Raw genomic sequence first — 24,692 nt, forward strand, 5'->3', positions numbered from 1 at the left:
TCAATAGCAATAACTTTCTTGTTATTTACTTATATGGAAGGTTAGTTTAAAATTGGAATTGTGAGAAAAGTATGTTCGATGGGAGAATTCAAACTTTTCGACAAAATTAATTATTTTCGTTTTGGAAGGGGTATTACTAATGGTAAAAAACGATGTTTTTAATGCAAGAACTTCATTTGATTTAGATGGTAAACGCTATCATTACTACCGTTTAAACGCATTAGAAGAAGCAGGAATTGGTAATGTTTCTAACTTACCATATTCTATAAAAGTTTTGCTTGAGTCAGTCCTTCGTCAAATGGATGGCCGAGTTATCACAAAAGAACATGTTGAGAATTTAGCAAAATGGGGCACTAGTGAACTTAAGGAAATCGATGTTCCATTCAAACCATCACGTGTTATTCTACAAGACTTCACGGGTGTACCTGCTGTCGTTGACCTTGCATCTTTACGAAAAGCAATGGCTGATTTAGGCGGCGACCCTGACAAAATCAATCCTGAAAAAACAGTTGATCTTGTTATTGACCACTCAGTACAAGTAGATAAGTATGGTACTGCTGATTCACTTACTGTAAACATGGATTATGAATTTAAACGTAATGCAGAACGTTACCAATTTTTAAACTGGGCACAAAAGGCATTCAATAATTACCGTGCCGTACCACCTGCTACAGGAATCGTGCACCAAGTAAACCTCGAGTTTTTGGCTGATGTCGTACATGTTGCCGATACTGATGGTGAAAACGAAGTATACCCAGATACACTTGTTGGTACTGACTCTCATACAACAATGATTAATGGACTTGGAGTTTTAGGATGGGGCGTTGGCGGTATTGAAGCTGAAGCAGGCATGCTTGGTCAACCATCCTATTTCCCTGTTCCAGAAGTAGTTGGAGTTAAATTAGTTGGCGAACTTCCTGAAGGTGCTACCGCAACAGACTTAGCACTTAAAGTAACACAGGTTCTTCGCAGCAATGGGGTTGTAGGTAAATTCGTTGAGTTTTTCGGTCCTGGTGTACCTTCACTTCCACTTGCTGATCGTGCAACAATTGGAAACATGGCTCCTGAATATGGTGCAACATGTGGATTCTTCCCAGTTGATTCTGAAGCTCTTTCCTATTTACGCTTGACAGGCCGTCCGGAGGAACATATCAAAGTCGTGGAACAATATTGCAAAGAAAATGGCTTGTTCTTTGATCCAGAGCTTGAGCCTGTTTATACAAATGTGGTCGAAATTGATCTTTCCATAATTGAACCAAATCTTTCAGGTCCAAAACGTCCGCAGGATTTGATTCCGCTATCAAAAATGAAACAAACATTTACTGAAGCGATTTCTGCTCCAGTAGGAAATCAAGGCTTCGGCTTAACCAAAGAGGAACTTGATAAAGAAGGAACTGTATCCTTTGAAAATGGTGACCAAACAGTCATCAAAACGGGTGCTATTGCAATTGCATCCATTACAAGTTGTACGAATACTTCTAATCCTTATGTTCTTGTTGCTGCAGGACTTGTTGCTAAGAAAGCAGCTGAACTTGGTATGGAGGTCCCTAAATTTGTAAAAACCTCTTTAGCACCTGGATCCAAAGTAGTAACAGGGTACCTGCGCGATTCTGGATTGCTTCCATATCTTGAGCAAGTTGGCTTCTACCTTGTTGGTTATGGCTGTACAACATGTATCGGTAATTCAGGTCCATTAAAAGAAGAAATTGAAAAAACAATCGTTGAAAACGATCTTTTGGTTACTTCTGTTCTTTCTGGTAACCGTAACTTTGAAGGACGTATTCACCCACTTGTAAAAGCTAACTATTTAGCATCACCACCATTAGTTGTAACATACGCCCTTGCTGGAACAGTAAATATTGATTTTGCTACTGAAGCAATCGGTAAAGATAAGAATGGCAATGATGTATTCTTTAAAGATTTATGGCCATCTACTGCAGAAATAAATGACGTCGTAAAACGGACGGTAACACCTGAATTATTCCGTAAAGAATACGAAAATGTATTTAACGATAACGAACGCTGGAACGAGATTCAAACAAGCAACGAGCCATTATATACATGGGATGAGGATTCAACTTACATTGCAAATCCACCATTCTTTGAAGGCTTATCAGCAGAACCAGGTATCGTCGCACCATTAACAGGACTACGTGTAGTTGGTAAGTTTGGGGATTCCGTAACAACTGACCATATCTCTCCTGCAGGAGCAATCGGTAAAAATACTCCGGCTGGAAAATATCTGATGGAAAAAGGCGTGGAAATTCGCGACTTTAACTCTTACGGATCTCGTCGTGGTAACCACGAAGTTATGATGCGTGGGACATTTGCAAATATTCGCATTCGTAATCAAATCGCACCAGGCACAGAAGGTGGCGTAACAACGTACTGGCCTACTGGTGAAGTTACCTCTATCTTTGATGCTTGCATGAAGTACAAAGAAAATGGAACTGGCCTTGCAATTCTTGCAGGTAAAGATTATGGAATGGGTTCTTCACGTGACTGGGCTGCTAAAGGTACAAACCTTTTAGGCATTAAAATGGTTCTTGCTGAGAGCTTTGAGCGTATCCATCGTTCAAACCTTGTGTTAATGGGTGTTCTTCCTCTACAATTCAAAGATGGCGAAAATGCTGAAACATTAGGACTAACAGGTAAAGAAGCTATTGATGTAAATGTTGATGAAAATGTTAAACCACGTGATTTAGTTAAAGTTACTGCAACAGATGAAGCCGGTAATAAGAAAGAATTTGAAGTTCTTGTTCGCTTTGATTCTGAAGTAGAAATTGATTACTATCGCCATGGAGGAATCCTTCAAATGGTTCTTCGCGAAAAATTAAAAGCTTAATATTACACTTTAAAAAACACACCATGCCAACATTCGGCATGGTGTGTTTTTGTGATTTATATTTTTCAATTCATTGTTCTCTGTTTCTCTAACTGATATCAGTAATACCTCAATCAATATTTATCATCTTTGTTGTGGGAATTTACTAATTCGTCACATTTCCGGCATGATTTAGACAAATACAAGGTTTGTTTCACCTAACTTTATAGTGTAAAATCAGTTTAGCATAGTGTTAACTATTAAAGAGATTGAAGGAGGATCGGGCATGGTCAAAAAAATAATTGCTTCGGTCGTATTAATAACCTTATTAACAGTTGCGATCGTTCATGCGATGGATAAAAAAGCTACACCCGAAACGAAAACAACAGAGACTCAAAGATCAACAAAATCAGATGGACTAACAGTTGGGGCAAAAGCTCCTGATTTCGAATTAAAAACACTATCTGGTGAAAAAGTAAAACTTTCTAGCTTAAAAGGAAAAAAAGTAATGTTAAACTTTTGGGCCACCTGGTGCCCGCCATGTAAAGCGGAGATGCCTGAGATGGAGCAATTTTATAAACAAGGGAATAAAGATGTTGTTATTCTTGCCGTTAATATTGACCCACAATTGGATGTCAAAGGATTTGCCGATAAAAATGGTATTACTTTCCCAATCCTTCTTGATGAAGATGACAGCGTTAACGGGATGTATCAAATTCTTTCTATTCCGACCACATACTTTATTGATCGCAATGGGATCATTCAAAACAAATACACTGGTTCAATGAAGCTTGATATGATGAAAAAATTTACAGATGAGATAAACTAATTGTTGTTGGAAAAAGACATTCGATAATGTAGGTGTCTTTTTTCTAGGCTTTTTCTTAAACTTTGTTGCTAGTTGAAACTAAATTAGAATGGGATTCCAGTTTACCGATTAAAACCGTAGGCAGTTTTTAAGAAAAGAGCACGATACTATTGTTATTTCGGGTTTTTAGACTAGGTACGAAAAACAACAATCTATACGAAAACAGCCTTTTTATAACAATTTTAAACTAAATTTTCAAAAATTTGTAATAATTGAAACCGTTTTCGGACATAATAGTTGTTAGAATGAAACTAAGGATGGTGATACGAATGAGAAAACCAAGAAAACGCTCTTTTGCGGAGCTCGTTTCTGAAAATAAATCTCAACTTTTGAAAGATCGGTCTGCAATGGAGAAAATCGAACAGCGCCTAGAGGAAAAACGTTTAGGTAAAGCTGAATAACTCTCATTGTTTACCAATCATTCTCCCGCTCTTTCTGGGCAAAATGGTAAAGAGGAGGGATGATGATATGGGTAATCCAAAAAAAGATAGCAAGCATTTTGCTCCCAACCACATTGGAATGCAGCCACGCGGCTTCGGAGGAAATAAGGGTAAACAAATGCAGAACAAAACTGGAGAGCATCCTCAAGTAATCCAAACTAAAGGTGAATAAAAATGGTTGATGAGACTCGCTACTTGCGAGTCTTTTTGCTGTTATAAGAATGAATTTGGCCCTCTTAAGAATTGCCAAGTATAAGTAGTAACCTAAAATAACCAAAAACCGTTACTTTTTGCTCGCTTTTCTCATTAAGAAATACCCACTTTTTTCTGTGATATTTTTTCTCCTCCGAAACAAACTATATTTGTACCAGTTAAGAATTTAAGGAGGAATATACGGATGGCATACACGAATAAACCAAAACCAGATGATCGCAGTGACAATGTTGAAAAGCTTCAATGCATGATTCATAACACAATTGAAAATATGGAAGCTGCTGAAGAATCACTTGAATTTACTGATAGCGAAGAACAGCGGCAACAAATTAAAGCGAAAAATGAACGCAGACGTGATAGTTTAGATTCCCTGCGCTCAGAAGTTAAAGATGAAGCACGTGGCGAACAGAATCAATAATTAATGAAGGGACCTGTTTCGAAAGAAACAGGTCTTTTTATAGGCTAGTCAGATTTCTTTATGCTCGAAGACTTAGTGCTTCGTGAATTCTTTCTATTTGTGATAAGATAAAGGGGAAATTTAAGAAAAAGAAGTGATAAAAATAATGCAAAACAATAACCAACAAAACCTTGATGATCAAATAGTTATATGGGAGAAAGAGTTGGATGAAAAGGGATATATTTTAAATGAAAATCAGCTTTTTAGCTACATGCAATTATTTCATAAAGATGATAATCCCATTCAAAAGTCCAGCCTCCTTACAATTGCTGCACTATCAAGGATTCATCAAAATAAATTGGATTCCTTATCCCTGGGATGGATGGAAGAGGCTTTTGAATTAAATCCTTCAAACCTAAAAGCATCTCAATTTTTAATCCAGTATGAATGGAGAAAGAAAAAGGATATTTTAGGATCGTTAACATTTCCATCCATAAGGGAAACAGATAATCATACCGCCAAGAAAAAAATGGCTGAACAATATATTGAAATTCTTCAAGCTTTTATTGATGAAGCAGAAGATCATTTAGAGGATATAAATGGCAAGATGAAGATTGCTTCTATGATGGACGATCGGCATATTTTTACGATATATGAACATCTTTCTCGCCTTCTCACTGGCGCTATTGAAGAGTCAATTACACTTTTAAAAGCGGCTGAAGAATTTGAAGAATCCATCATGAGCCTTTTTTATAGCCCTACATATTTTCAAGATCTAAAGCAACAGTTGCTAAAAATCGAAGACATTCAGAAGGAATGGCAAACAATCTTTCTCGACGATGAAGTAGTGGAGGATGAGTCATCCGAAAATGCTTTAGATCAATTAAATGAAATGATCGGTATGAAAATCGTTAAAAATCGTGTAAATGATTTTTACAGATTTTTAAAATACCAAAAACAACGCAAGGAACGTGGGTTTCAAACTAAGGATGAATTAGGTTTGAATATGATTTTAACAGGTAATCCCGGTACAGGGAAAACAACACTAGCTCGATTATTGGCAAAAATCTATCATGAACTTGGTGTATTACCTCGCGAAGAAGTCATTGAAGCAGACCGTTCACAACTAGTAGGAGCTTTTGTCGGACAGACTGAAGAAAATGTCCGTGCTATTGTTGAGCGCGCTCTAGGCGGTGTTTTATTTATTGATGAGGCATATAGCTTAAAGCGCGAGGGACAATCAGGAAATGATTATGGACAGGCAGCCATCGATACGCTTGTATCTCTGATGACAAGTCATGAGTATGGCGGAAAGTTTGCCGTTATTCTAGCTGGATACCCAGAAGAGATGCGAACATTCCTAAGTGCAAACCCTGGACTCCGCAGCCGTTTCCCTCAATCTAATTTTATTCATCTAGAAGATTATTCAAATGATGAATTAATCTTAATTGCAGAACAGGTTGCAGCTGAAAATGATTATATCTTGTCAGAAGAAGCTAAGTTAGAAATTGATTATCGTCTTGAGCAGGAGCGGGTCGATGAGACGTTTGGAAATGCGAGAACAGCCCGTAATGTTGTGCTTGAAGCTATTTTCAAAAAAGGCTCCTACCTAAATACTCAAGATAACGATATTTTGCATTACACCCTTTTAGATAAAGAGGATTTTTCGGCTGAGAAAAAAGTCAAATCTGACCCACCATTTAATAGACTAGACCGTTTAGTTGGTCTTGATACACTTAAGGAAGAAATGAAGTCACTTATTTCATTTGTTAAAATGCAGCAATTCAGAAGAAATAAAGGGCTTCCCACTGTTCCGATCCAGCTTCATTCTGTCTTTACTGGAAATCCTGGTACAGGGAAAACCACTGTTGCTAAAATTTATGCAGAATTGCTTCAGGAATGCGGAATCTTAAAGCGAGGCCATCTAATTGTTTCAAGCAGGGCCGATTTTGTCGCAGGTTATGTCGGGCAAACAGCTGGGAAAACGAAGAATAAAATTAGAGAAGCACTTGGTGGAGTTTTATTTATTGATGAGGCTTATTCGTTACTCGGTCAAACCGGAAGCGATTTCGGAAAAGAAGTGATTGATACTCTTGTTGATGAAATGACCAAACATAATGAAAATCTAGTTGTTGTTCTTGCTGGTTATCCGGATGAAATGGACAGGTTACTTGAAAGTAATCCAGGACTTCGCTCAAGATTCAAGAAATTTTTCCAATTCCCTGATTATGAGGTTAATGAGCTTCTTGCGATTATCAAAACATATGCTGGTAGTTTCCAATATCAACTTACAGAGCCAGCTATAAATATGCTTTATGAAACATTGAAAGAACAAACATTCAATGGGAATGGCCGTTTCGCAACCAATCTTGTCGATGAAATGATCCAGGCTCAAGCCATGCGATTAATGGATGGTGAAATGGAAGATCAAATACTTGAAAAAGCCAATTTACTTGAGGTAGAGGATATTAAAAAAGCTTTAAGTAAGATATAAGGGGAGACGCAGTATGATAGTTGCCACTAATGAAGTTGAAGTCCGTTATGCAGAAACTGATCAAATGGGTGTTGTTTACCATGCCAATTACTTCGTTTGGATGGAGTTAGGTAGAACTGCTTTTATTGAAAAACTTGGCTTTCGCTATGCAGACCTCGAAAAAGATGGCATTCTATCACCTGTAATCGATATACATGCATCCTATAAAAAACCTGTTAGGTACGGGGAAAAAGCCATTGTTAAAACATGGTTAGAAGAATACGATGGTTTCCGTGTTACTTATGGTTATGAAATTTTCACAGAGGACGAAGAATTAGCCGTATCTGGATTTTCCAAACATGTCTGTGTAAAAAAAGAAAATTTCCGTCCTGTTTCATTTAAAAAGCTTTATCCTGAATGGCATAAAGCCTATGAAGATGCAAAAATAAATGAAAATATTTAGTAAGAAGAGGTGACCCTTTTTGGCATTTGGAATTAAAAAAAAGGATCTCATCGAGTGGAAGCAAAAGATTGACAATGGTGAAATTGCCTTTTTAACTCATTATTGGCTTGATGACCGATTTCCAGGATGTAAAACGGTAACGAAGGTTGGCTGTGCAAATCTTGAAAAACTAGCCGCATGGGGACAGAAATATGGATTAAAAAAAGAATGGATTGACCATCGGAAGAATGGATATTCACATTTTGATTTGTTGGGCGAAAAACAAATCGAAATTTTAAAAATGGAAGGCTTACACGAGTATATATGGTAAAAGTAGTTTCTAATAAAATGCACTCCATGAACCACAATTGATTCAAGGAGTGCATCCCATTTATTCATTTAATTTTTTTTATAGTGAAAAACTGGTTCATTGAATTCAGGCTTGAATTCGATGAGAAGATCATGCTCATCAAAATACCATACATCTTTTTCATCAATAAAGTAAGTAATACCATCTTTGTCTATTTTTACCGCAATATCTACGGGTTCATCCTTTGAAATTCCAAGAGAAAAGCCGCTCTGAATGGTACTGTCTCCTCCATAACGGGCATAGAAGCGAACGAAATCGCCCTTGTTTAAATTGAGTTCTTCTTTATACCATGCTGCTGATTCGTTATCAATTTGAATGTTCATATTCAAAAACTCCTTTCTAAAAGCCCAATCCGTTTATTATAGCGGAGAATGAAGTTAAAATCGAATGGAAGGAAGAATAAATTAAATGTTTAAAATTACAGCTATTGCTCAAAAGGTATTGCTGAGTGTCATAAATAGAGATAAACAATATGAGCAGGAGAAGTTATATATTCGTTTAAGTATGGGAATTAGTTGAGGTCCGCCTAAGTTAAATCTGTCTCTGGAAGAGCGGATGCTGACCGGCGATCAATTATTCGAGTTTGATGAAGTCGGGATAATCATTCATACCAATGAAATGTGTTACTTTGACAATAAGAAACTCGATTATGTGAAAAATGCCCTTGGAAACGGAAAATTTCAATTAGATGCAATTTAAAAAAAAGCAGGATTTCCATTTAATTTTGGAAGTTCTGCTTTTTTTAATTTTGACATTAACAAAAGTAGTCTAGTGAAGCTATTTATCAAGTTGTTCAATAAAATCAAGCAATTCATCAAAATTCTTCGTTATTTTAATTGGCATATCATCAGATGCAGCACTGGGTGGATAGGTGAAAAATTCGACAATAAAGTCTTCTTTTTTTAGTTCATCAGATACTGTTGTTGTAAAAAAATAAGCTTCGTTTGTTTTTTCATTAGAACTACACATAACTCCAACATCCCTTCAAAAAGCAGGCTCCATATTCCTTATTTTACAGTAAATATGCAGCACTAAATGGGAAGGTTTTGTGAATTTCACGAGCAATTAAGCATTAATCTTTAAACTTTGATAAGTGGAAGAAGTAGCTGGAAAATTGATAGTAAATGTAGTTCCTTTTCCAATTGTACTTTTAAGGGAAATGGTGCCGCCATTGTCTTCAATTAATTTTTTACACATATTTAACCCAATCCCTGTTCCTTTTTCTTTGGTAGTAAAGAAGGGAGTAAACAAATTCTTAATGGTCTCATCTGTCATCCCACAACCGCTGTCCACAACGTGAATAGAAGCATTATCAGAATCAATTATTGTCGAAATATAAATAGTCCTTTCCAAACTGTTGTTATCGTCAATTGCTTCGATTGCATTTTTAATCAAATTAGATAATATCTGCTTTAAATGATTTGATTCAATAGATACCACTGTATCAGTTTTAGAAAAAGTAGTGATAATCTGAATATCTCTTAAAATGGCTTCACTTTCATAGAGCATAACAATATCTCTTACAAGTTTATTAACCGATACTCCATAATAGGGATTCCTTTTCGGCTTTGTTGCATTTAGGAATTCATAAATGATTTCATTTGCTCTATTTATTTCATCAAGTGCCACATCAGCATATTGGACTTTTCCGATCTCCACTAAATGAGGCTTTAATAGCTGTAGAAAACCTTTAACCGTTGTTAATGGATTACGAATTTCATGAGCTATACCAGCAGCTAATTTATTAATGTTTTTATAATAATCCATACTAATGGATGCATCCTTTATTTTTTTAAGACTCCTTTCCATATAGTCCTTTTTAATTACCAAATCCTGATTTAAATGTATTAATTTTTTATCTATTTCATGTAACAATTTATCCATTGCCTCAATCTCATTTTCGACAGGGATACAGTATACATGGAAATTAGAACAATCATCCATCGCCTTGTATATTTGAAAAGATTGTGTTTGATTGCCTTTTCTATACATAGGTATTTCAATAAAACTAGTTGAGGAAGGTTCAAGAAGGAAACGATTTATCTGATGAATATATTCTTCAATAATTAAATCCCTAAAGGAATCTGAATGCTGAAAAATATGATTTGCTTGATCCGATCTTTTTAGTACTTTCAAATTTTTATCCAAGATAAAATATGGGAAGGGTACATTATTAACAACCAGACCGTTTACATTCATTCATACCATCCTTTTACATAAATAGTTAGCAAAAAAAAAGCTACATTCTATGTATATTCAATTAAATCGAAAAAATTCTACAAATTTCTTTATATTTAGACAATATTTTTATAATAATTTTATTATTATAATGATTACAATTATTATTATAGCAAATATAGCCAAAAAATAGCAATATTTACAGCGTAGTTTTTAAATAATTCTGTTTTTATCTTTTTTTTGCAATCAATTTTTTTGTTTGAACGTATTTTACCTCGAACTATAGAGAAGTAATAGCGACCGACCAACCTTTAGAAAAGCGTAAAAAAAGCCTTAAAGGAAGATGAAAATTCCTTTAAAGCCATTTAATTTTAGGTTCAGTTTTATTGAAGATCCGTTTGATATTGGAACGGTGCCGATAGAAAACAAATGATACCAATACAATCACGACAATTATCAGCGGAGTGTCCCATTCATAAAAAATACATTTAACCACCGCATACACAATTGCTGAAACGCCAGCGAGCATGGAAGAAAGGGATACATATTTTGTTATGTACAAACACATAAAAAAGATCAAGAGGACGATAAGAAACATAAGCGGGGTATAGAACAAGAGAACACCACCCGATGTAGCAACTGCTTTCCCACCGCGAAAACCAGCGAATAAGGGATACATATGTCCGATAACCGCAAAAATCCCAATTAGTAGTGGATGAATATCTGCTGAAAACAGAACAGGCAATGAAGCAGCCAACGTTCCTTTTAATATATCAGCTGTTGTTACAGCTAATCCTGCTTTTACCCCTAGGGTTCTAAAGGTATTTGTCCCACCTAAATTACCACTGCCATGCTTTCGAATATCTGTTTTATAAAAAACCTTCCCTATGATTAAGCCAGAGGGTATCGAACCAAGCAAGTATGCAAGGATCATGATCATGATGATTTCTGTCATATAACTATTTCCCTTCTATTAATGATCCAGTACCTCCATTGTACCATGTATTTGTTAAGCTAGAAAAGGGGGCGGGACTCCTCGTAAAAAGAAAATAATCTATTTGTAACATAGATATCTTGATATATAAATTCCTTTTCATTTAAGATAAGTTGAGGAGGAGCGAAATATGACAAGAATAGAGTACTACAAGAAAAACACCGTTTCACGATCGCGGCTCATCGGAGGGGTAATCCTAGCCTTTCTTTTAATCGTGTCATCGATCCTATTATTAGTATATCCCTTTGCATCCACCGTAAAAAAAGGATATTTTCATGGCATAAATCCAATTCTTTTTGATGGTCATCAAGTTGGAAATGCTTTGATAGAAAAAAATACACTTTACGTTCCATTGTCATTTATGCAAAAAAAGCTCGACAATACTATAGTTTACGATCAAAAGTCAAATTCAATCATCATTACCACTTCGGATAAAGTCATCCAGATGCCAACAGAATCATTAACTTATTTTGTTAATAAACATGCTGTTAAACTAAAAGTAACCCCTTTTAAATCCATTAGTGGGCAAATGTTTGTGGCCCTTGACCCGCTCCTATCCTATTACCCTATCAAATATAAAAAACTAGAAAAGAGTGGGGCTATCTGGATTCAAAAGGACGGGGAAAGATATAGGAATGGCCATATAACTGCTAAAAAAGTGAACAAAGAAATGCTTCGACTTCGGACACAACCTACATTGGAGTCTCCATATACTATGGAAATAGTCAACAATGAACCGGTCATGATTGAAAGTATAAAAGATAATTTTTACCTCGTCAGAGCAAAAAATGGCGTTAGTGGATATGTTAAGAAGGATTTTGTTCGAAGCGAAGAGCAGGTTAACATTCAAATTCCTAGGCAAAGTCTGCCTATAAAAACAGCTAAACTCAATGGAGCCGTCCAGTTAACATGGGAAGCGGTATATACACATAACCCAGATTCATCAAAAATACCAGGATTGGGAGGGGTAAATGTTGTTTCTCCTACATGGTTTTCGCTTGCAGGCAACGATGGAACTATTAAGAACTTAGCATCCTTAGAATATACGAAATGGGCAAAATCAAAAGGCTATCATGTTTGGGGAGTTTTCTCTAATAGTTTTGATCCAACTCTTACCCATGAGGTGCTTAAAGATTTTCAAACAAGACAAAAAATGATCGCCGAGCTTCTTCAGTATAGCCAAATGTATCAAATTCAAGGGATTAACTTTGACATTGAAAATGTTAAAAGTGAAGACGGGCCTTTAGTCACACAATTTATGCGGGAAGCGACCCCTTATTTGCATGAGGCTGGCTTAGTGGTCACAATGGATGTTACATTTGCAGCAGAATCTAGCAATTGGTCTTCCTTTTACGAAAGAAAAAAGCTTGCGCAAATTGCTGATTATCTAATTGTAATGGCCTATGATGAACACTGGGGAACATCTCCTATTGCTGGAAGCGTTGCAAGTTTTCCTTGGGTCGAACATAATTTACAAAAGCTATTAACTGAGGTTCCTAGTAATCGATTGATCCTTGGTGTTCCATTATATTCGAGACTCTGGAAAGAACAAATGAATGCAGATGGCACCAAAGATGTTTCGTCAAAAGCACTATCAATGGACAAAGTTAAAGCTTGGATTAGTTCAAAAGGATTGAAACCAACATTTGACTCAGAAAGTGGACAAAATTATGTTGAGTATTACGATGCAAAAGAGAACGCTACTTATAAAATTTGGATTGAAGATGACGTTTCTTTGAAAAAGAGGGCGGAGCTATCAACCAACTACCATTTAGCAGGGATTGCGAGCTGGTCACGATCCTTTGGTGACCAAACAGCTTGGGCAGCATTAAATCTTAATCAGGAGCAATCGATAACAAAAAAGTAAGGCATTAAAAGCAAACTGCGCACTAAAAACAGGATTATTACTGCTATTATCTAATAGACCGGCAAAACCGGTCTATTTCTGTCTAAAAAAAGTAAAAATAGAGTCAATATTATTACAAAAATATGGAGATTTTTTAAACCATTAAGAAGTCAATTGAATGGGAAGGATATTCACAATATAATTTGATTAAATAGAAAAAGAAGGAAAAACTGAATGAATTAACGACAAGATAAGTCAGTTTTCTTACATATTTTTAAATGGAAACTACGAAAGAAGTGATGAACATGTCCAAGGATGTCCGACAATACCACAATATAAAGGTACTATACCTTGAGGATGATCCGTTCAGCCGTGAAAAACTCCTACGAATTTTAAACAGAAGGTTTCGAAATATCATCGTTGCTACTGATGGAGATGAGGGCTATCAGCTTTACCAAACATATCGCCCGGATTTAATCATTACTGATCTTAAAGTAAATCAAATGAATGGACTTGAAATGATTAGAAAGATTCGTGAACAAAACGACAATGTACAAATTATCATTACAACGGCACATGATGATAATGACATCTTCATTCAATCCATCGAAAATAATGTTAATCATTTTATTCTGAAACCAATAGATTTAGATAGACTTTTACTTGCTATTCAGAAATCGGTTCATCATATTCAGCTTGAAAAAGAATTAACACAACAAAACTTGGAATTAGAAAATGAAAGAAGAAAGAATGAACTATTTCCTATTATTGATCCACTAACTAGCATATTTAATCGGTTGACATTTGATAAACTTTTGACAAGTGAATTGGAAAAAAGCAAACAATATGAACAGTCAATTTCTGTGATTTTAATAGATATAGATAATTTTAAAAAGATAAATGAGCAATTCGGTTATGAGCATGGTGACAAAATATTAGTTACCATATCTACCATACTTCAACAGCGGATTAGCGAGTATGATATTCTGGCTCGATGGGAAGGAAATACCTTTATTCTCCTAACTCCTCAAACAGATTTAAAAAATGCAAAAGAATTGGCCCATTCCATAAAGTCCTTAATTGAATGTTTTCATTTCCAAGATGCCCTGCATTTAACTTGTAGCATTGGTATTTCAGAATTTTCTCCAGAGAAAGGTAAATCGAAAAAAGATCTTTTACTAGATGCAGAGCACGCACTATTCCAATCAAAAAAGAATGGAAAAAATTGTGTAAGCATTTTTTGAAAATAATGGTGCAGTGTAAAGTTGATTAAAAGGATAGTGAACCTATGAAAAAGGCAAAGGTATGGGAAGAACGCTATCAGATCTTAACCGCAAAATATGAAGCATTAGAAAAGCAGTATGAAAAGGAATTCGAAAAAAACCAACAGAAAGAACATATGTTAATTCAGCAATCAAGACTTGCGGCGATGGGAGAAATGATTGCTAACATTGGCCATCAATGGAGGCAACCACTGAATCATTTATCGCTACTCATCCAGGATGTAAGTGAGGCCTTGGAATTTGGAGAGATTACTAATCATTATATTGATCTTTTCACGACAGAGAGTATGGTTCAAATTAAACAAATGTCTAGAACCATCAATGATTTTCAAAAGTTTTATATGCCAAATAAAGAAAAAAACGTTTTTTCACTTGGAGAATCGATCGGGAATGCTCTTTCCATTTTTTCTTTAAGCCTAAAAACCTATGATATTCATGTTTTATTTGAATATAGAGGCGAACAAATGGCATATGGCTACCAAAATGAGTTTAGTCAAGTTGTCTTAAATATTTTAACAAATGCTAGAGACGCATTCGTTCACCGCGGACTTAAAAATCGAAAGGTAAGTATTACAATTAGTCAAACAGAATCGTTTTTCGCTGTGGAATTTACCGATAATGCTGGAGGGATTGAAGCTAATTTAGTACCTAAGCTATTCAAACCCTATTTTACAACAAGGCCGCACGGGACCGGACTTGGTCTCTATATGTCAAAAATGATCCTTGAGAAAATGGATGGATCTATTAAAGTCGAAAATACTGATGATGGGGCAAGATTCATCCTATTTATTCCATCAGCAGCCAGCGGAATCATCACTCCCTCTATCTCTGTGTGAAAATAATTAGAACAGATCATTATGTTTTTAATTGTAAACAAGGTAAAATAAAGGGAAAGGAGTGGTTACATGGCAATTGAAATTCCAAATCACGACGAAATTAAAACGATTTTAAAAAATGCTAAGAGAATTGCTGTTGTCGGTTTAAGCGATAACCCTGCACGAACCTCTTACCAAGTTTCAAAAGTGATGCAAAATGCTGGGTATGAGATTATCCCTGTTAACCCCACAATTGATGAAGCACTTGGCGTTAAGGCAGTTGCAACATTAAAGGATATTGAGGGCCACGTGGACATCGTAAATGTATTTCGCAGGTCTGAACAATTACTTGACGTGGCTAAAGAGTTTGATGAAGTAGATGCTGATGTATTTTGGGCTCAACTAGGGCTTATGAATGAAGAAGCTTATCATTTTCTAAAAGACAAAGGCTATACTGTTGTCATGGATCGCTGTATAAAAGTCGAACACGCGGCAATCAAATAAAAATTCACTACCCAATGAGATCATTTATTGATCTCATTTTTTTATCGAATTGATGATTATTTTGACAAAAATAATAGGTCATTTTTTGTCAAATTGGTGTTTATTTTGAATGATTCATTTGCCAAATTAAAATAAATCGCTACAATAAAGCATAGACCCCGCAAGAATTATGGTAAAATAAGGCGAGGAACATTTGTTCGAATCTCTTTTTTAATAAAGGATATGAACCTATTTTAAATGAATTTTTTTCTAAAAATAGATAGCAATCAGAATGTGGTTTCTTTTTGTAGGATATGAAAGGGGTATTTTAGTGGCAATAAATCAGAAAGTTTTTGATTATAATGATGATGCCATACAGGTACTGGAAGGACTTGAAGCAGTCAGAAAACGTCCGGGTATGTATATAGGCAGTACAGATGCACGGGGTTTGCACCATCTTGTATATGAAATTGTCGACAATTCCGTCGATGAAGCTTTAGGTGGCTTCGGTGATCATATTACCGTAAAAATTCACAAAGACAATTCTATTAGTGTAATTGATAGAGGCCGTGGGATGCCCACGGGAATGCATAAACTTGGAAAGCCAACAACTGAAGTTATTTTAACAGTGCTACATGCTGGTGGAAAATTCGGTCAAGGCGGTTATAAAACAAGTGGTGGATTGCATGGTGTAGGTGCTTCAGTTGTTAACGCACTCTCTGAATGGTTAGTTGTTACCATCAAAAGAGATGGATTTGTTTATGAACAGCGTTTTGAAAATGGTGGAAAACCAGCAACAACCCTTGAAAAAATTGGCAAAACGAACCAAACAGGAACAGCGATCCGTTTTAAGCCTGATCCAACTATTTTCTCCACCACTACGTATAATTTCGAAACATTATGTGAGAGGTTAAGAGAATCGGCATTTCTTTTAAAGGGATTAAAGATTGATATCTTCGATGAACGCAACGATTTTCATGAAGTGTTTCATTATGAAAATGGGATTGAAGCATTTGTTTCATACTTAAACGAAGAAAAAGATGAATTACATCCAGTTGTAAGCTTTGAAGGCATTCAAAACGGCATTGAGGTCGAATTTGCCTTCCAATTTAACGATGGTTATTCTGAAAATGTCCTCTCTTTTGTTAACAATGTTCGGACGAAGGATGGAGGTACACATGAAGCTGGTACAAAAACAGCTATGACACGTGTATTTAATGAATATGCACGAAAGGTTTCTTTTCTAAAGGAAAAGGACAAAAACCTTGAAGGTACCGATATTCGAGAAGGATTAGCAGGCATTATTTCTGTTAGAATTCCTGAAGAGATGCTTCAGTTTGAAGGACAAACAAAAGGTAAGTTAGGAACAAGTGAGGCAAGATCAGCGGTGGATGCTGTTGTGTCTGAGCATCTTACCTACTTCCTAGAGGAGAATCCTGATATTAGTTCTTTGCTAATCAAAAAATCCATTAAGGCTTATCAAGCACGTGATGCAGCTCGAAAAGCACGTGAGGATGCAAGAAGTGGCAAAAAGCGCAAACGGTCAGAAACGGTTCTTTCTGGAAAGCTTACACCTGCTCAATCGCGCAATCCACAAAAAAATGAGCTTTATCTAGTGGAGGGTGACTCTGCCGGAGGTTCTGCTAAACAGGGGCGTGATCGTCGTTTTCAAGCTGTTCTGCCGCTCCGAGGTAAAGTTATCAACACAGAAAAGGCCAAATTAGCCGATATATTTAAAAATGAAGAAATAAATACGATTATTCATGCAATTGGTGCTGGAGTCGGTGCCGATTTTAATCTTGATGATGTAAATTATGAAAAAATTGTCATCATGACGGATGCTGATACAGATGGAGCACACATTCAAGTATTACTACTTACTTTCTTTTATCGTTATATGAAGCCGCTTTTAGACGCGGGTAAAGTATTCATTGCCCTACCACCATTGTATAAGGTGAGTAAAGGGACTGGTAAAAAAGAAGTGATTGAGTATGCGTGGAGTGATGATGAACTCCAGGGTGCAATTCAAAAGATTGGCAGAGGCTACATCATACAGCGTTATAAAGGGCTTGGTGAGATGAATGCCGATCAACTTTGGGAAACAACAATGGACCCCGAAACACGTACATTTATCCGGGTTAAAATAGATGACGCTGCAAGAGCAGAGCGCAGGGTAACAACACTTATGGGTGACAAGGTAGAACCACGTCGGAAGTGGATTGAAGCAAATGTTGCTTTTGGATTAGAAGAAGACGACACAATCCTTGAAAATGAAAATATTACGGTCTCAGAGGAGGAAACTGAAGGATGAGCACAATTGAGAAATTCCGTGACTTACCTCTCGAAGATGTCCTAGGTGACCGTTTTGGGAGATATAGTAAGTACATTATCCAAGAACGTGCGTTGCCAGATGCACGTGATGGCTTAAAACCTGTCCAACGAAGAATTCTATATGCTATGCATGTGGAAGGGAATACACATGATAAAGGCTTTCGAAAATCAGCTAAAACAGTCGGGAATGTAATTGGTAACTATCACCCGCATGGTGACTCTTCCGTTTATGAAGCAATGGTAAGGTTGAGCCAAGACTGGAAGGTTAGAAATTACCTAGTTGAAATGCACGGAAATAACGGTAGTGTTGATGGTGATCCACCAGCAGCCATGCGTTATACCGAAGCAAGACTTTCAGCGATTGCGGCTGAATTACTAAGAGATATCGAAAAACAAACAGTCGATTTTATTCCAAACTTTGATGATACCGCTATGGAGCCTACCGTATTCCCAGCAATGTTTCCAAATTTACTTGTAAATGGATCAACTGGAATTTCAGCTGGATATGCAACAGATATTCCTCCACATCACCTTGGTGAAGTAATTGATGGTGTTATCATGAAAATGGAAAACCCAGACATAACCGTTGATGAACTGATGACCGTTATTAAAGGGCCTGATTTTCCAACAGGCGGCATTATTCAAGGAATTGAAGGAATTAAAAAGGCTTACGAATCGGGTAAAGGGAAGATTATTGTCCGTGGAAAAGCTGAGATTGAAGAGGTTCGCGGTGGAAGACAACAGATTGTTGTTACAGAGATTCCATTTGAAATCAATAAAGCCAATCTCGTGAAAAAGATTGATGAGCTCCGCCTTGATCGGAAGGTAGAGGGAATCTCTGAAATTCGCGATGAAACGGACCGTACTGGCCTTCGAATTGTTATTGAGCTAAAAAAAGAAGCACAAGCTGAAGGCGTTTTAAACTTTTTATATAAAAATAGTGATCTTCAGGTTACCTATAACTTCAATATGGTGGCTATCTATAAAAAACGGCCTAAATTAATGGGACTCCGAGATATGCTTGATGCTTATATTGAGCATCAGAAGGAAGTTGTCACACGACGTGCGCAATATGAGCTTAACAAAGCCCAAGAACGGTCCCATATTGTCGAAGGACTTATAAAAGCCTTGTCTATCTTGGATGAAGTCATTGCTACCATCCGTGCTTCTAAGGATAAACGAGATGCAAAAGATAATCTAATTTTGAAATATGCTTTTACTGAACCTCAGGCAGAAGCAATTGTTTCCTTACAGCTATACCGTTTAACTAATACGGATATTACAGCTTTGAGAAAAGAAGCTGAAGAGTTAGCGAAGAAAATCGAGGAGCTTACCGCTATATTGGAAAGCGAGAAAAAGCTCTTTTCCGTGATCAAAAAGGATCTAAAAGACGTTAAAAAGCGTTTTGCCGATGAGCGTCGTTCCAAAATAGAAGCTGAAATTGAAGAATTGAAAATTAATCTTGAAGTAATGATACCAAGTGAAGATGTTATCGTTACTGTTACAAGGGAAGGCTATGTGAAAAGAACAAGTCAACGTTCTTATGCTGCTTCAAACGGCCAGGACTTTGCAATGAAGGATTCAGATCGGCTTCTTGCACAACTGGACATGAATACACAGGATGTTGTGCTTCTCTTTACAAATAAAGGGAATTATTTGTATTGTCCAGTTCATGAGCTACCTGATATTCGTTGGAAAGACCTTGGTCAACACGTCGCCAATCTTATTCCAATCGAACGAGACGAGGCCATTATTCATGCCATTGCAGTGAGAGACTTTGAAGTAGAAAACTTCCTGGTGTTTATCACAAAAAATGGAATGGCAAAGAAAACTGAGCTTAGACATTATAAGGCGCAAAGATATTCCAAGCCACTCGTCGGGATTAATTTAAAGGATGACGATCAAGTCATTGATGTACATTTAACTGACGGAACAAAGGAATTGTTCCTGATAACCCATGCGGGCTATGCACTCTGGTTCCACGAGGAAGAAATAAGCATCGTAGGTGTCCGTGCTGCTGGTGTGAAAGGGATTAACCTTAAAGACGGTGATTATGTCGTTGGTGGGAAAATCATTGATCCAGAGAGCAAACAAACCATTGTAATAGCCACTCAGCGCGGTTCGGTAAAAAAAATGAAATTAAAAGAATTCGAAAAAACTACTCGAGCTAAACGTGGTGTTGTCATCTTAAGAGAACTTAAAGCAAATCCACATCGTGTCATTGGATTTGTTATTGTAATAGATCAGGACGAAATTTTTATCCAAACAGAAAAAGGGCAAACTGAAAGTTTCATATCTGCCAATTTAAAATCAAGTGACCGTTATTCTAACGGATCCTTTTTCCTTGATGAAGGAGATAGTGGAAAAGTCGTTTCCATTTGGCAAGTAGCAGCAGAAACACCTATTAAATAGTAGTTTATTCAAGACTCCCAGAATATAGGGAGTCTTTTTTTTGTCAAATAGAATATTCTTACCCCATTAAAATTGGAAACTTTTTCTTATCTTTTAACCAAAGTTGGGCATAATAACAACTATTATGTTTAGGAGGGGAAAAAGGTGAAAAAAGAGCTGATTCTTATCTTTACTGCCATTCTTTTTGTATCTCTGACAGCCATATCTGGTGTGTATGCTTTTGAGGGAAAAAAAGCAAAAATAATCACTATTTCTAAAGAAGAAATGGATATTACGGGGGACGGATTAAAAGATACTATCTATTTAAAAGCCGTGCCCTATCAGGATAAACATTCCTACCTAAAAAAAATTTTCATTAAAATAATTGCTTCTAATAACAAAACATACAGGATTTCTTTAGACAGTGGAATTCACCCTTACATTCAATTTGCAGATTTAAACCATGATAAAGTAAATGACCTATTTGTAAATATTCCTACTGGGGGAAGCGAGGGTATATCAACAAACTATATCTATTCACTAAGGAATTTCACATTAACAAATGTAACTGTTCCAGAGCCCTTAGAAATAGATAGCAGCTTTGAAAATAGGTATAAAGCAAAAATTAAAATAGAACAAACAAATAAGGAATATTTATTTAACTTAAAGGATCGAAAAAAATACTATGAGAAACTTGGAGTTTTTTATAAAGGAAAATTAAATGAGCCAACTGAGTTAAAGGTTAATTCCTTCAGCGACATGAAACCAATTCTTTTAAAAGGAGAAGAAAAGGGCTTAACAGGCATTCAACGAATCACAGGAGCCGCAAATGCGGATATAATCGCATATGTTGAATCGTCCTGGAAATATGTGAATGGACAATGGAAATTAGTTAAGACAGAAGTTCTCCAAGATGTCGAGATTGAAAAGTAGGCAATTGACACGCATTGCGGGCAGCCCCATATACTATATTAGGCATAGTAATGTATGAAAGGGGTAATATACGATGAGTGTCTTTATTCCTTCAAAATTAACCGTAGTTTTCCATGCACCTGCAACGAAATTTCGCCCTATTGAGGGAAGAAAATATACATTAACTCATTCAGATTCCACTGGGCAATTATTTCTTAGTATTGGCAAAGAGTACACCTATGGTAATCTAAACCCTCAGGTTCGGGATGAGGTAGTTGCTGAATGGGTCCCAAAAATGGGGGAGTATGTTTTATGGGGCAGGGTATATGTAAGTGGGGGCGAGTTTGATGAGAAATATGCAAAAGTCCGTTTTCTAATTTTTCAAAAGGAAATGGATCTTGCCTTAAAAGCCATCATTTATGGAGATCAAACCTTTTATACTTGTTTTCCCTGGCTTTTAGATTCACCAATTTATATTCAATTTGATTCAATCTATCCACAATATAACAAAATCATCTATATGGGTACACCTCGCCAATATCTAGTTTCTGCCAGCCAACAAACGATTTCTTAAACACAGGATATCCTGTGTTTTTTCTAAGTGAAGAATAGGACGAGCTAACTGAAACGATCTGGGCCATTCAATTCAAAAACTTTTTTTATCCAATTTTAGGTTGTATAGGAACCTTTAAAAAGGGGGGAGATTCCGTATTTTTACATAGAAAAAAAGCTTTTAAAGTAGATTTATTTTATGAAGGAATATTTTTTGAAGATTTAAGTTTTGTTTTCTTCGTAGATTATCATAATTATATTATGTTAACTAAATGATCGGATTATCTTTTAGTTAAAGCACAGTTTTTATTGGAGATATTCATATCAAGAATAAAGGAGCATTATTCATTGAAAATTCGAGGGTTTCAGGCTAATGACATTCAACAGATTGTTTCACTTTTCTTTGACACCGTACACTCGGTAAATGCACGTGATTATACACCTGAGCAGCTTGATGTATGGGCAGCAAAAGATGAATTAGATGATAAACTGAAAAGTTGGAAGGCATCAATGGAGCAAAATATCACATATATAGCCGAATTAAACGGCACAATCATCGGATTTAGCGATATGACCCATGATGGGCATTTAGATCGACTATATATTCACAAGGATTTCCAAAGCCAGGGAATTGCTACTAAATTAGTAAATTTACTTGTAACTAAAGCCGGAAAACTTGGAATGGATTACATAGACACATATGCGAGCATAACAGCAAAGCCTTTTTTTGAACATCACGGATTTATTGTAATTCAGCAGCAAAAAGTAGAACTTCGGGGCGTTTCGTTAATTAATTATAAGATGGTGAAAAAATTATTTTAATTCTGAAAGCAAATAAATTTTCACCCATCGAAAAAAATGATTCTGTCTCACTATCTTAAGTAAACTTAGGAATTGAGACTGATTTTATTTCGTTTAGTTTAGGTTCCTAGAATATATATTATGTCGGGGGCGTTGGATGAAAGTTAACTTAACACCTCCATTAATCTATCCTATTCCGGTAGTTTTGATCTTTAACATTATTTAGATCAATGAACCTTATGCTGTATTCAATCACATCATTAATAAACAATTTATGGTCTTTAGCAAATTGTTTTACTTTTTCTAATAAATCCTTATCATATGTTGTTTTATACTGAACACGATCTTTGGGCCTGTTTTCTTTTTTGAATTGAATAGTACCGTCATCCAATACTTTTCTTAAACCGGTTTCCATTAGATAATTAGGGTATGTATTATGATTTTCTGCAAGTTGATTCAGTTCCAGAAGTATTGATTTGCTAATATTCGTTCTAAATTTCACACGAGACTCATCTGTAACATTTACAAGTTTATTATTTACGCTTTTCCACATTGTGAATCTCCTTAAATTTTTTTTAAAATAGTGATAGTTGCCCAGTAACTCTTTGAGTCATACGTTCTCTTTTGTGGGAAATAAAATCCCCATTACAATTTTTATAAATTACTTCTGAAAGTATGACAATATCTTTTTTTCCTTTTACCCAAACTCTGTAGACATTACTGCCAGTTTTAGTTTTTTCCGAAGTAATTTCTGATTTAAGGCTCCATGATTGGAAAACCGAAAGTAATCCATTTGCAAACTTAATACTCGCAGTTGTTACGTTCATTACATATCCCCTATCCTGAACCCATCCATCACCATCTATAACGCCACGAATAAATGATGGCAAAAATTCTTTGGGGACATCCGGAAAAGGAACTATGTGGGATTTTTTTGTAGTGATTCCGAGGACGGATAGATCATTTATGATTTTTAATGAATTTATCATAATCGTTGGAGTAGTTCTAGTTTTTCCAGGCTTAATTAATGAGAAATCAAGATCCATATATCTTGAAATTGCTTTTAAAATTGGTATATCTTTCTGTGTAATTGATAGATATCGAACACTTTTACGATCACTAATGTACCCATCTGTAATAACCAGACCTAAAACCCATGCCATTTCATGACTCCAAGTTAGAAAGAAATCTTCATTTACTTTATGTTTACGTGGTGTAGATCGATTGGTTTCAATACCATGTTTATTTAAGAGCTTTCGGATCCCTCGATCTGTTATTTCTGTGATTGCTGCCATTTCTTTGTATGGTATACCTTGATTATACAATTGAATAATCTGATTATCGGTTATATTTGGATTTCGAGCCATTTTTATCGACCTCCTCTCAGAATTTATTAAATACTATTCTTACTTTCATTATAAGAACATTCGTTTGTAATTTCAAGATATCTCTTTAATCAAGGTACAGAAACTCATCTTTGATAGAATCCTCTATTTGGCTATGTTTTTCCCAGGTCATATCACATATATACCTTGTAAAACAATTGGCTTCTCACGCCCTTTTTGAGTTCCTAGTCCTGTTTGTTTTCCCCACTTAACCTTTTTCCATCATGAATTCTGAAGTCTTGATTTACTGTGTAATTTACATGAGTAGTCTCTTTATAATATGAAGGATCATTGGTAAGGAACATGAGCCAACCTTCTTTACTGTTAAATTCCTCCAAACAAGTGATCTTAACAATATTTAGAACAACAATTGTTTAAGAGGATTGCATTTGACTGAAAAATGTTATAAAAATAGGCTCTTTTCTTAAACTTTGTTGCTAGTTGAAACTAAATTAGAATGGGATTCAAGTTTACCGATGAAAACCGTAGGAAGTTTTTAAGAAAAGAGCACGATACTATTGTTATTTCGGGTTTTTAGGCTAGGTACGAAAAACAACAATCTATGCGAAAACAGCCTAAAAATAAAAAAGCGGAAGCTTTAAAACTCCCACTATTCATATAACGTTTATTATGTCATTTTAGTTTTTAGTTTTTCATTAAATGTTTCCACACACCACATGGCTTGAGTGTTGGT

At 35.8% G+C, this 24,692-nt stretch carries 24 protein-coding genes; 18 read left to right on the forward strand and 6 right to left on the reverse strand.

Annotated elements, in window-relative coordinates; genetic code table 11:
• Nucleotides 1–139: 139 nt before the first annotated feature.
• The 8 genes from acnA to RCG20_RS00800 all read left to right on the forward strand — a co-directional run bounded on the left by acnA (nt 140) and on the right by RCG20_RS00800 (nt 7,988).
• Complete coding sequence (gene acnA, locus RCG20_RS00765) at nt 140–2,845, forward strand: aconitate hydratase AcnA (RefSeq protein ID WP_308182339.1); 2,706 nt, start codon at nt 140–142, stop codon at nt 2,843–2,845.
• Nucleotides 2,846–3,110: 265 nt separating this feature from the next.
• A complete protein-coding gene (locus RCG20_RS00770; protein WP_308182340.1) occupies nt 3,111–3,653 on the forward strand; it encodes a peroxiredoxin family protein in 543 nt (180 codons plus the stop codon).
• Nucleotides 3,654–3,961: 308 nt separating this feature from the next.
• Nucleotides 3,962–4,093, forward strand: coding sequence for an FbpB family small basic protein (locus tag RCG20_RS00775; RefSeq protein ID WP_308182341.1), 132 nt, complete (start codon nt 3,962–3,964; stop codon nt 4,091–4,093).
• Between the two features lie 67 nt (nt 4,094–4,160).
• On the forward strand, nt 4,161–4,304 hold the full coding sequence (locus RCG20_RS00780) for an acid-soluble spore protein N (RefSeq protein WP_308182342.1): 144 nt from the start codon (nt 4,161–4,163) through the stop codon (nt 4,302–4,304).
• A 225-nt stretch (nt 4,305–4,529) separates the two neighbouring features.
• Nucleotides 4,530–4,763 carry a small acid-soluble spore protein Tlp gene (gene tlp / locus RCG20_RS00785; protein WP_308182343.1) on the forward strand — a complete coding sequence of 78 codons (234 nt, stop codon included), beginning with the start codon at nt 4,530–4,532 and terminating at the stop codon, nt 4,761–4,763.
• Between the two features lie 145 nt (nt 4,764–4,908).
• Complete coding sequence (locus tag RCG20_RS00790) at nt 4,909–7,236, forward strand: AAA family ATPase (RefSeq protein ID WP_308182344.1); 2,328 nt, start codon at nt 4,909–4,911, stop codon at nt 7,234–7,236.
• A 13-nt stretch (nt 7,237–7,249) separates the two neighbouring features.
• A complete protein-coding gene (locus tag RCG20_RS00795; protein WP_308182345.1) occupies nt 7,250–7,678 on the forward strand; it encodes an acyl-CoA thioesterase in 429 nt (142 codons plus the stop codon).
• Nucleotides 7,679–7,697: 19 nt separating this feature from the next.
• Complete coding sequence (locus RCG20_RS00800; protein WP_308182346.1) at nt 7,698–7,988, forward strand: hypothetical protein; 291 nt, start codon at nt 7,698–7,700, stop codon at nt 7,986–7,988.
• Nucleotides 7,989–8,056: 68 nt separating this feature from the next.
• Here RCG20_RS00800 and RCG20_RS00805 read toward each other — a convergent pair whose 3' ends face one another.
• Entirely contained in the window at nt 8,057–8,350 is a 294-nt protein-coding gene (locus RCG20_RS00805; protein ID WP_308182347.1) for a HesB/YadR/YfhF family protein, read from the reverse strand.
• 232 nt (nt 8,351–8,582) lie between these two features.
• On the opposite strand from RCG20_RS00805, the gene RCG20_RS00810 reads away from it, so the two are divergent.
• Nucleotides 8,583–8,726 carry a hypothetical protein gene (locus RCG20_RS00810; protein WP_308182348.1) on the forward strand — a complete coding sequence of 48 codons (144 nt, stop codon included), beginning with the start codon at nt 8,583–8,585 and terminating at the stop codon, nt 8,724–8,726.
• A gap of 78 nt (nt 8,727–8,804) precedes the next feature.
• Here RCG20_RS00810 and RCG20_RS00815 read toward each other — a convergent pair whose 3' ends face one another.
• The 3 genes from RCG20_RS00815 to plsY all read right to left on the reverse strand — a co-directional run bounded on the left by RCG20_RS00815 (nt 8,805) and on the right by plsY (nt 11,160).
• Nucleotides 8,805–8,996, reverse strand: a complete 192-nt coding sequence (locus RCG20_RS00815; RefSeq protein WP_308182349.1) for a hypothetical protein — start codon at nt 8,994–8,996, stop codon at nt 8,805–8,807.
• A gap of 96 nt (nt 8,997–9,092) precedes the next feature.
• Nucleotides 9,093–10,226 (reverse strand): ATP-binding protein, encoded by a 1,134-nt coding sequence (locus tag RCG20_RS00820; RefSeq protein ID WP_308182350.1) that lies wholly within the window; start codon nt 10,224–10,226, stop codon nt 9,093–9,095.
• A gap of 334 nt (nt 10,227–10,560) precedes the next feature.
• Complete coding sequence (plsY, locus tag RCG20_RS00825) at nt 10,561–11,160, reverse strand: glycerol-3-phosphate 1-O-acyltransferase PlsY (protein WP_308182351.1); 600 nt, start codon at nt 11,158–11,160, stop codon at nt 10,561–10,563.
• Nucleotides 11,161–11,329: 169 nt separating this feature from the next.
• On the opposite strand from plsY, the gene RCG20_RS00830 reads away from it, so the two are divergent.
• The 9 genes from RCG20_RS00830 (at nt 11,330) to RCG20_RS00870 (ending at nt 22,634) form a co-directional block, all read left to right on the forward strand.
• Nucleotides 11,330–13,066, forward strand: a complete 1,737-nt coding sequence (locus RCG20_RS00830) for a glycosyl hydrolase family 18 protein (RefSeq protein ID WP_308182353.1) — start codon at nt 11,330–11,332, stop codon at nt 13,064–13,066.
• Nucleotides 13,067–13,350: 284 nt separating this feature from the next.
• Nucleotides 13,351–14,289, forward strand: coding sequence for a diguanylate cyclase domain-containing protein (locus RCG20_RS00835; RefSeq protein ID WP_308182354.1), 939 nt, complete (start codon nt 13,351–13,353; stop codon nt 14,287–14,289).
• A gap of 44 nt (nt 14,290–14,333) precedes the next feature.
• The gene (locus RCG20_RS00840; protein WP_308182355.1) at nt 14,334–15,164 is read left to right on the forward strand and encodes a sensor histidine kinase; all 831 of its coding nucleotides are present in this window, start codon (nt 14,334–14,336) and stop codon (nt 15,162–15,164) included.
• 69 nt (nt 15,165–15,233) lie between these two features.
• Nucleotides 15,234–15,647, forward strand: coding sequence for a CoA-binding protein (locus RCG20_RS00845; RefSeq protein ID WP_308182356.1), 414 nt, complete (start codon nt 15,234–15,236; stop codon nt 15,645–15,647).
• Nucleotides 15,648–15,957: 310 nt separating this feature from the next.
• Nucleotides 15,958–17,937 carry a DNA topoisomerase IV subunit B gene (gene parE, locus RCG20_RS00850; RefSeq protein ID WP_308182357.1) on the forward strand — a complete coding sequence of 660 codons (1,980 nt, stop codon included), beginning with the start codon at nt 15,958–15,960 and terminating at the stop codon, nt 17,935–17,937.
• Nucleotides 17,934–20,369: a DNA topoisomerase IV subunit A gene (gene parC, locus RCG20_RS00855; RefSeq protein WP_308182358.1), complete on the forward strand. Its 2,436-nt coding sequence runs from the start codon at nt 17,934–17,936 to the stop codon at nt 20,367–20,369. Before parE ends, parC begins: the two co-directional genes overlap by 4 nt.
• A gap of 144 nt (nt 20,370–20,513) precedes the next feature.
• A complete protein-coding gene (locus RCG20_RS00860; protein ID WP_308182359.1) occupies nt 20,514–21,281 on the forward strand; it encodes a hypothetical protein in 768 nt (255 codons plus the stop codon).
• Between the two features lie 73 nt (nt 21,282–21,354).
• The gene (locus RCG20_RS00865; RefSeq protein ID WP_308182360.1) at nt 21,355–21,834 is read left to right on the forward strand and encodes a staygreen family protein; all 480 of its coding nucleotides are present in this window, start codon (nt 21,355–21,357) and stop codon (nt 21,832–21,834) included.
• Nucleotides 21,835–22,160: 326 nt separating this feature from the next.
• The gene (locus RCG20_RS00870; RefSeq protein WP_308182361.1) at nt 22,161–22,634 is read left to right on the forward strand and encodes a GNAT family N-acetyltransferase; all 474 of its coding nucleotides are present in this window, start codon (nt 22,161–22,163) and stop codon (nt 22,632–22,634) included.
• A 160-nt stretch (nt 22,635–22,794) separates the two neighbouring features.
• Here the strand turns inward: RCG20_RS00870 and RCG20_RS00875 are convergent, their stop codons facing one another.
• Complete coding sequence (locus tag RCG20_RS00875; RefSeq protein ID WP_308182362.1) at nt 22,795–23,166, reverse strand: rRNA methyltransferase; 372 nt, start codon at nt 23,164–23,166, stop codon at nt 22,795–22,797.
• A 22-nt stretch (nt 23,167–23,188) separates the two neighbouring features.
• Nucleotides 23,189–23,980 (reverse strand): LAGLIDADG family homing endonuclease, encoded by a 792-nt coding sequence (locus tag RCG20_RS00880; protein WP_308182363.1) that lies wholly within the window; start codon nt 23,978–23,980, stop codon nt 23,189–23,191.
• Between the last annotated feature and the right edge of the window lie 712 nt (nt 23,981–24,692).

The sequence above is a fragment of the Neobacillus sp. PS3-40 genome, assembly GCF_030915485.1.
Lineage (GTDB): Bacteria > Bacillota > Bacilli > Bacillales > Cytobacillaceae > JAUZPL01.

Bases quoted from the DNA above. Each gene is read 5' to 3' on its own strand.
- RCG20_RS00795 (WP_308182345.1), top strand. From the start codon at position 7,250: ATGATAGTTGCCACTAATGAAGTTGAAGTCCGTTATGCAGAAACTGAT.
- plsY (WP_308182351.1), bottom strand. From the start codon at position 11,160: ATGACAGAAATCATCATGATCATGATCCTTGCATACTTGCTTGGTTCG.
- RCG20_RS00815 (WP_308182349.1), bottom strand. From the start codon at position 8,996: ATGTGTAGTTCTAATGAAAAAACAAACGAAGCTTATTTTTTTACAACA.
- RCG20_RS00840 (WP_308182355.1), top strand. From the start codon at position 14,334: ATGAAAAAGGCAAAGGTATGGGAAGAACGCTATCAGATCTTAACCGCA.
- RCG20_RS00820 (WP_308182350.1), bottom strand. From the start codon at position 10,226: ATGAATGTAAACGGTCTGGTTGTTAATAATGTACCCTTCCCATATTTT.
- RCG20_RS00790 (WP_308182344.1), top strand. From the start codon at position 4,909: ATGCAAAACAATAACCAACAAAACCTTGATGATCAAATAGTTATATGG.
- RCG20_RS00805 (WP_308182347.1), bottom strand. From the start codon at position 8,350: ATGAACATTCAAATTGATAACGAATCAGCAGCATGGTATAAAGAAGAA.
- RCG20_RS00880 (WP_308182363.1), bottom strand. From the start codon at position 23,980: ATGGCTCGAAATCCAAATATAACCGATAATCAGATTATTCAATTGTAT.
- RCG20_RS00875 (WP_308182362.1), bottom strand. From the start codon at position 23,166: ATGTGGAAAAGCGTAAATAATAAACTTGTAAATGTTACAGATGAGTCT.
- RCG20_RS00835 (WP_308182354.1), top strand. From the start codon at position 13,351: ATGTCCAAGGATGTCCGACAATACCACAATATAAAGGTACTATACCTT.
- RCG20_RS00810 (WP_308182348.1), top strand. From the start codon at position 8,583: ATGCTGACCGGCGATCAATTATTCGAGTTTGATGAAGTCGGGATAATC.
- RCG20_RS00780 (WP_308182342.1), top strand. From the start codon at position 4,161: ATGGGTAATCCAAAAAAAGATAGCAAGCATTTTGCTCCCAACCACATT.
- RCG20_RS00775 (WP_308182341.1), top strand. From the start codon at position 3,962: ATGAGAAAACCAAGAAAACGCTCTTTTGCGGAGCTCGTTTCTGAAAAT.
- RCG20_RS00770 (WP_308182340.1), top strand. From the start codon at position 3,111: ATGGTCAAAAAAATAATTGCTTCGGTCGTATTAATAACCTTATTAACA.
- parC (WP_308182358.1), top strand. From the start codon at position 17,934: ATGAGCACAATTGAGAAATTCCGTGACTTACCTCTCGAAGATGTCCTA.
- acnA (WP_308182339.1), top strand. From the start codon at position 140: ATGGTAAAAAACGATGTTTTTAATGCAAGAACTTCATTTGATTTAGAT.
- RCG20_RS00865 (WP_308182360.1), top strand. From the start codon at position 21,355: ATGAGTGTCTTTATTCCTTCAAAATTAACCGTAGTTTTCCATGCACCT.
- RCG20_RS00845 (WP_308182356.1), top strand. From the start codon at position 15,234: ATGGCAATTGAAATTCCAAATCACGACGAAATTAAAACGATTTTAAAA.
- tlp (WP_308182343.1), top strand. From the start codon at position 4,530: ATGGCATACACGAATAAACCAAAACCAGATGATCGCAGTGACAATGTT.
- RCG20_RS00830 (WP_308182353.1), top strand. From the start codon at position 11,330: ATGACAAGAATAGAGTACTACAAGAAAAACACCGTTTCACGATCGCGG.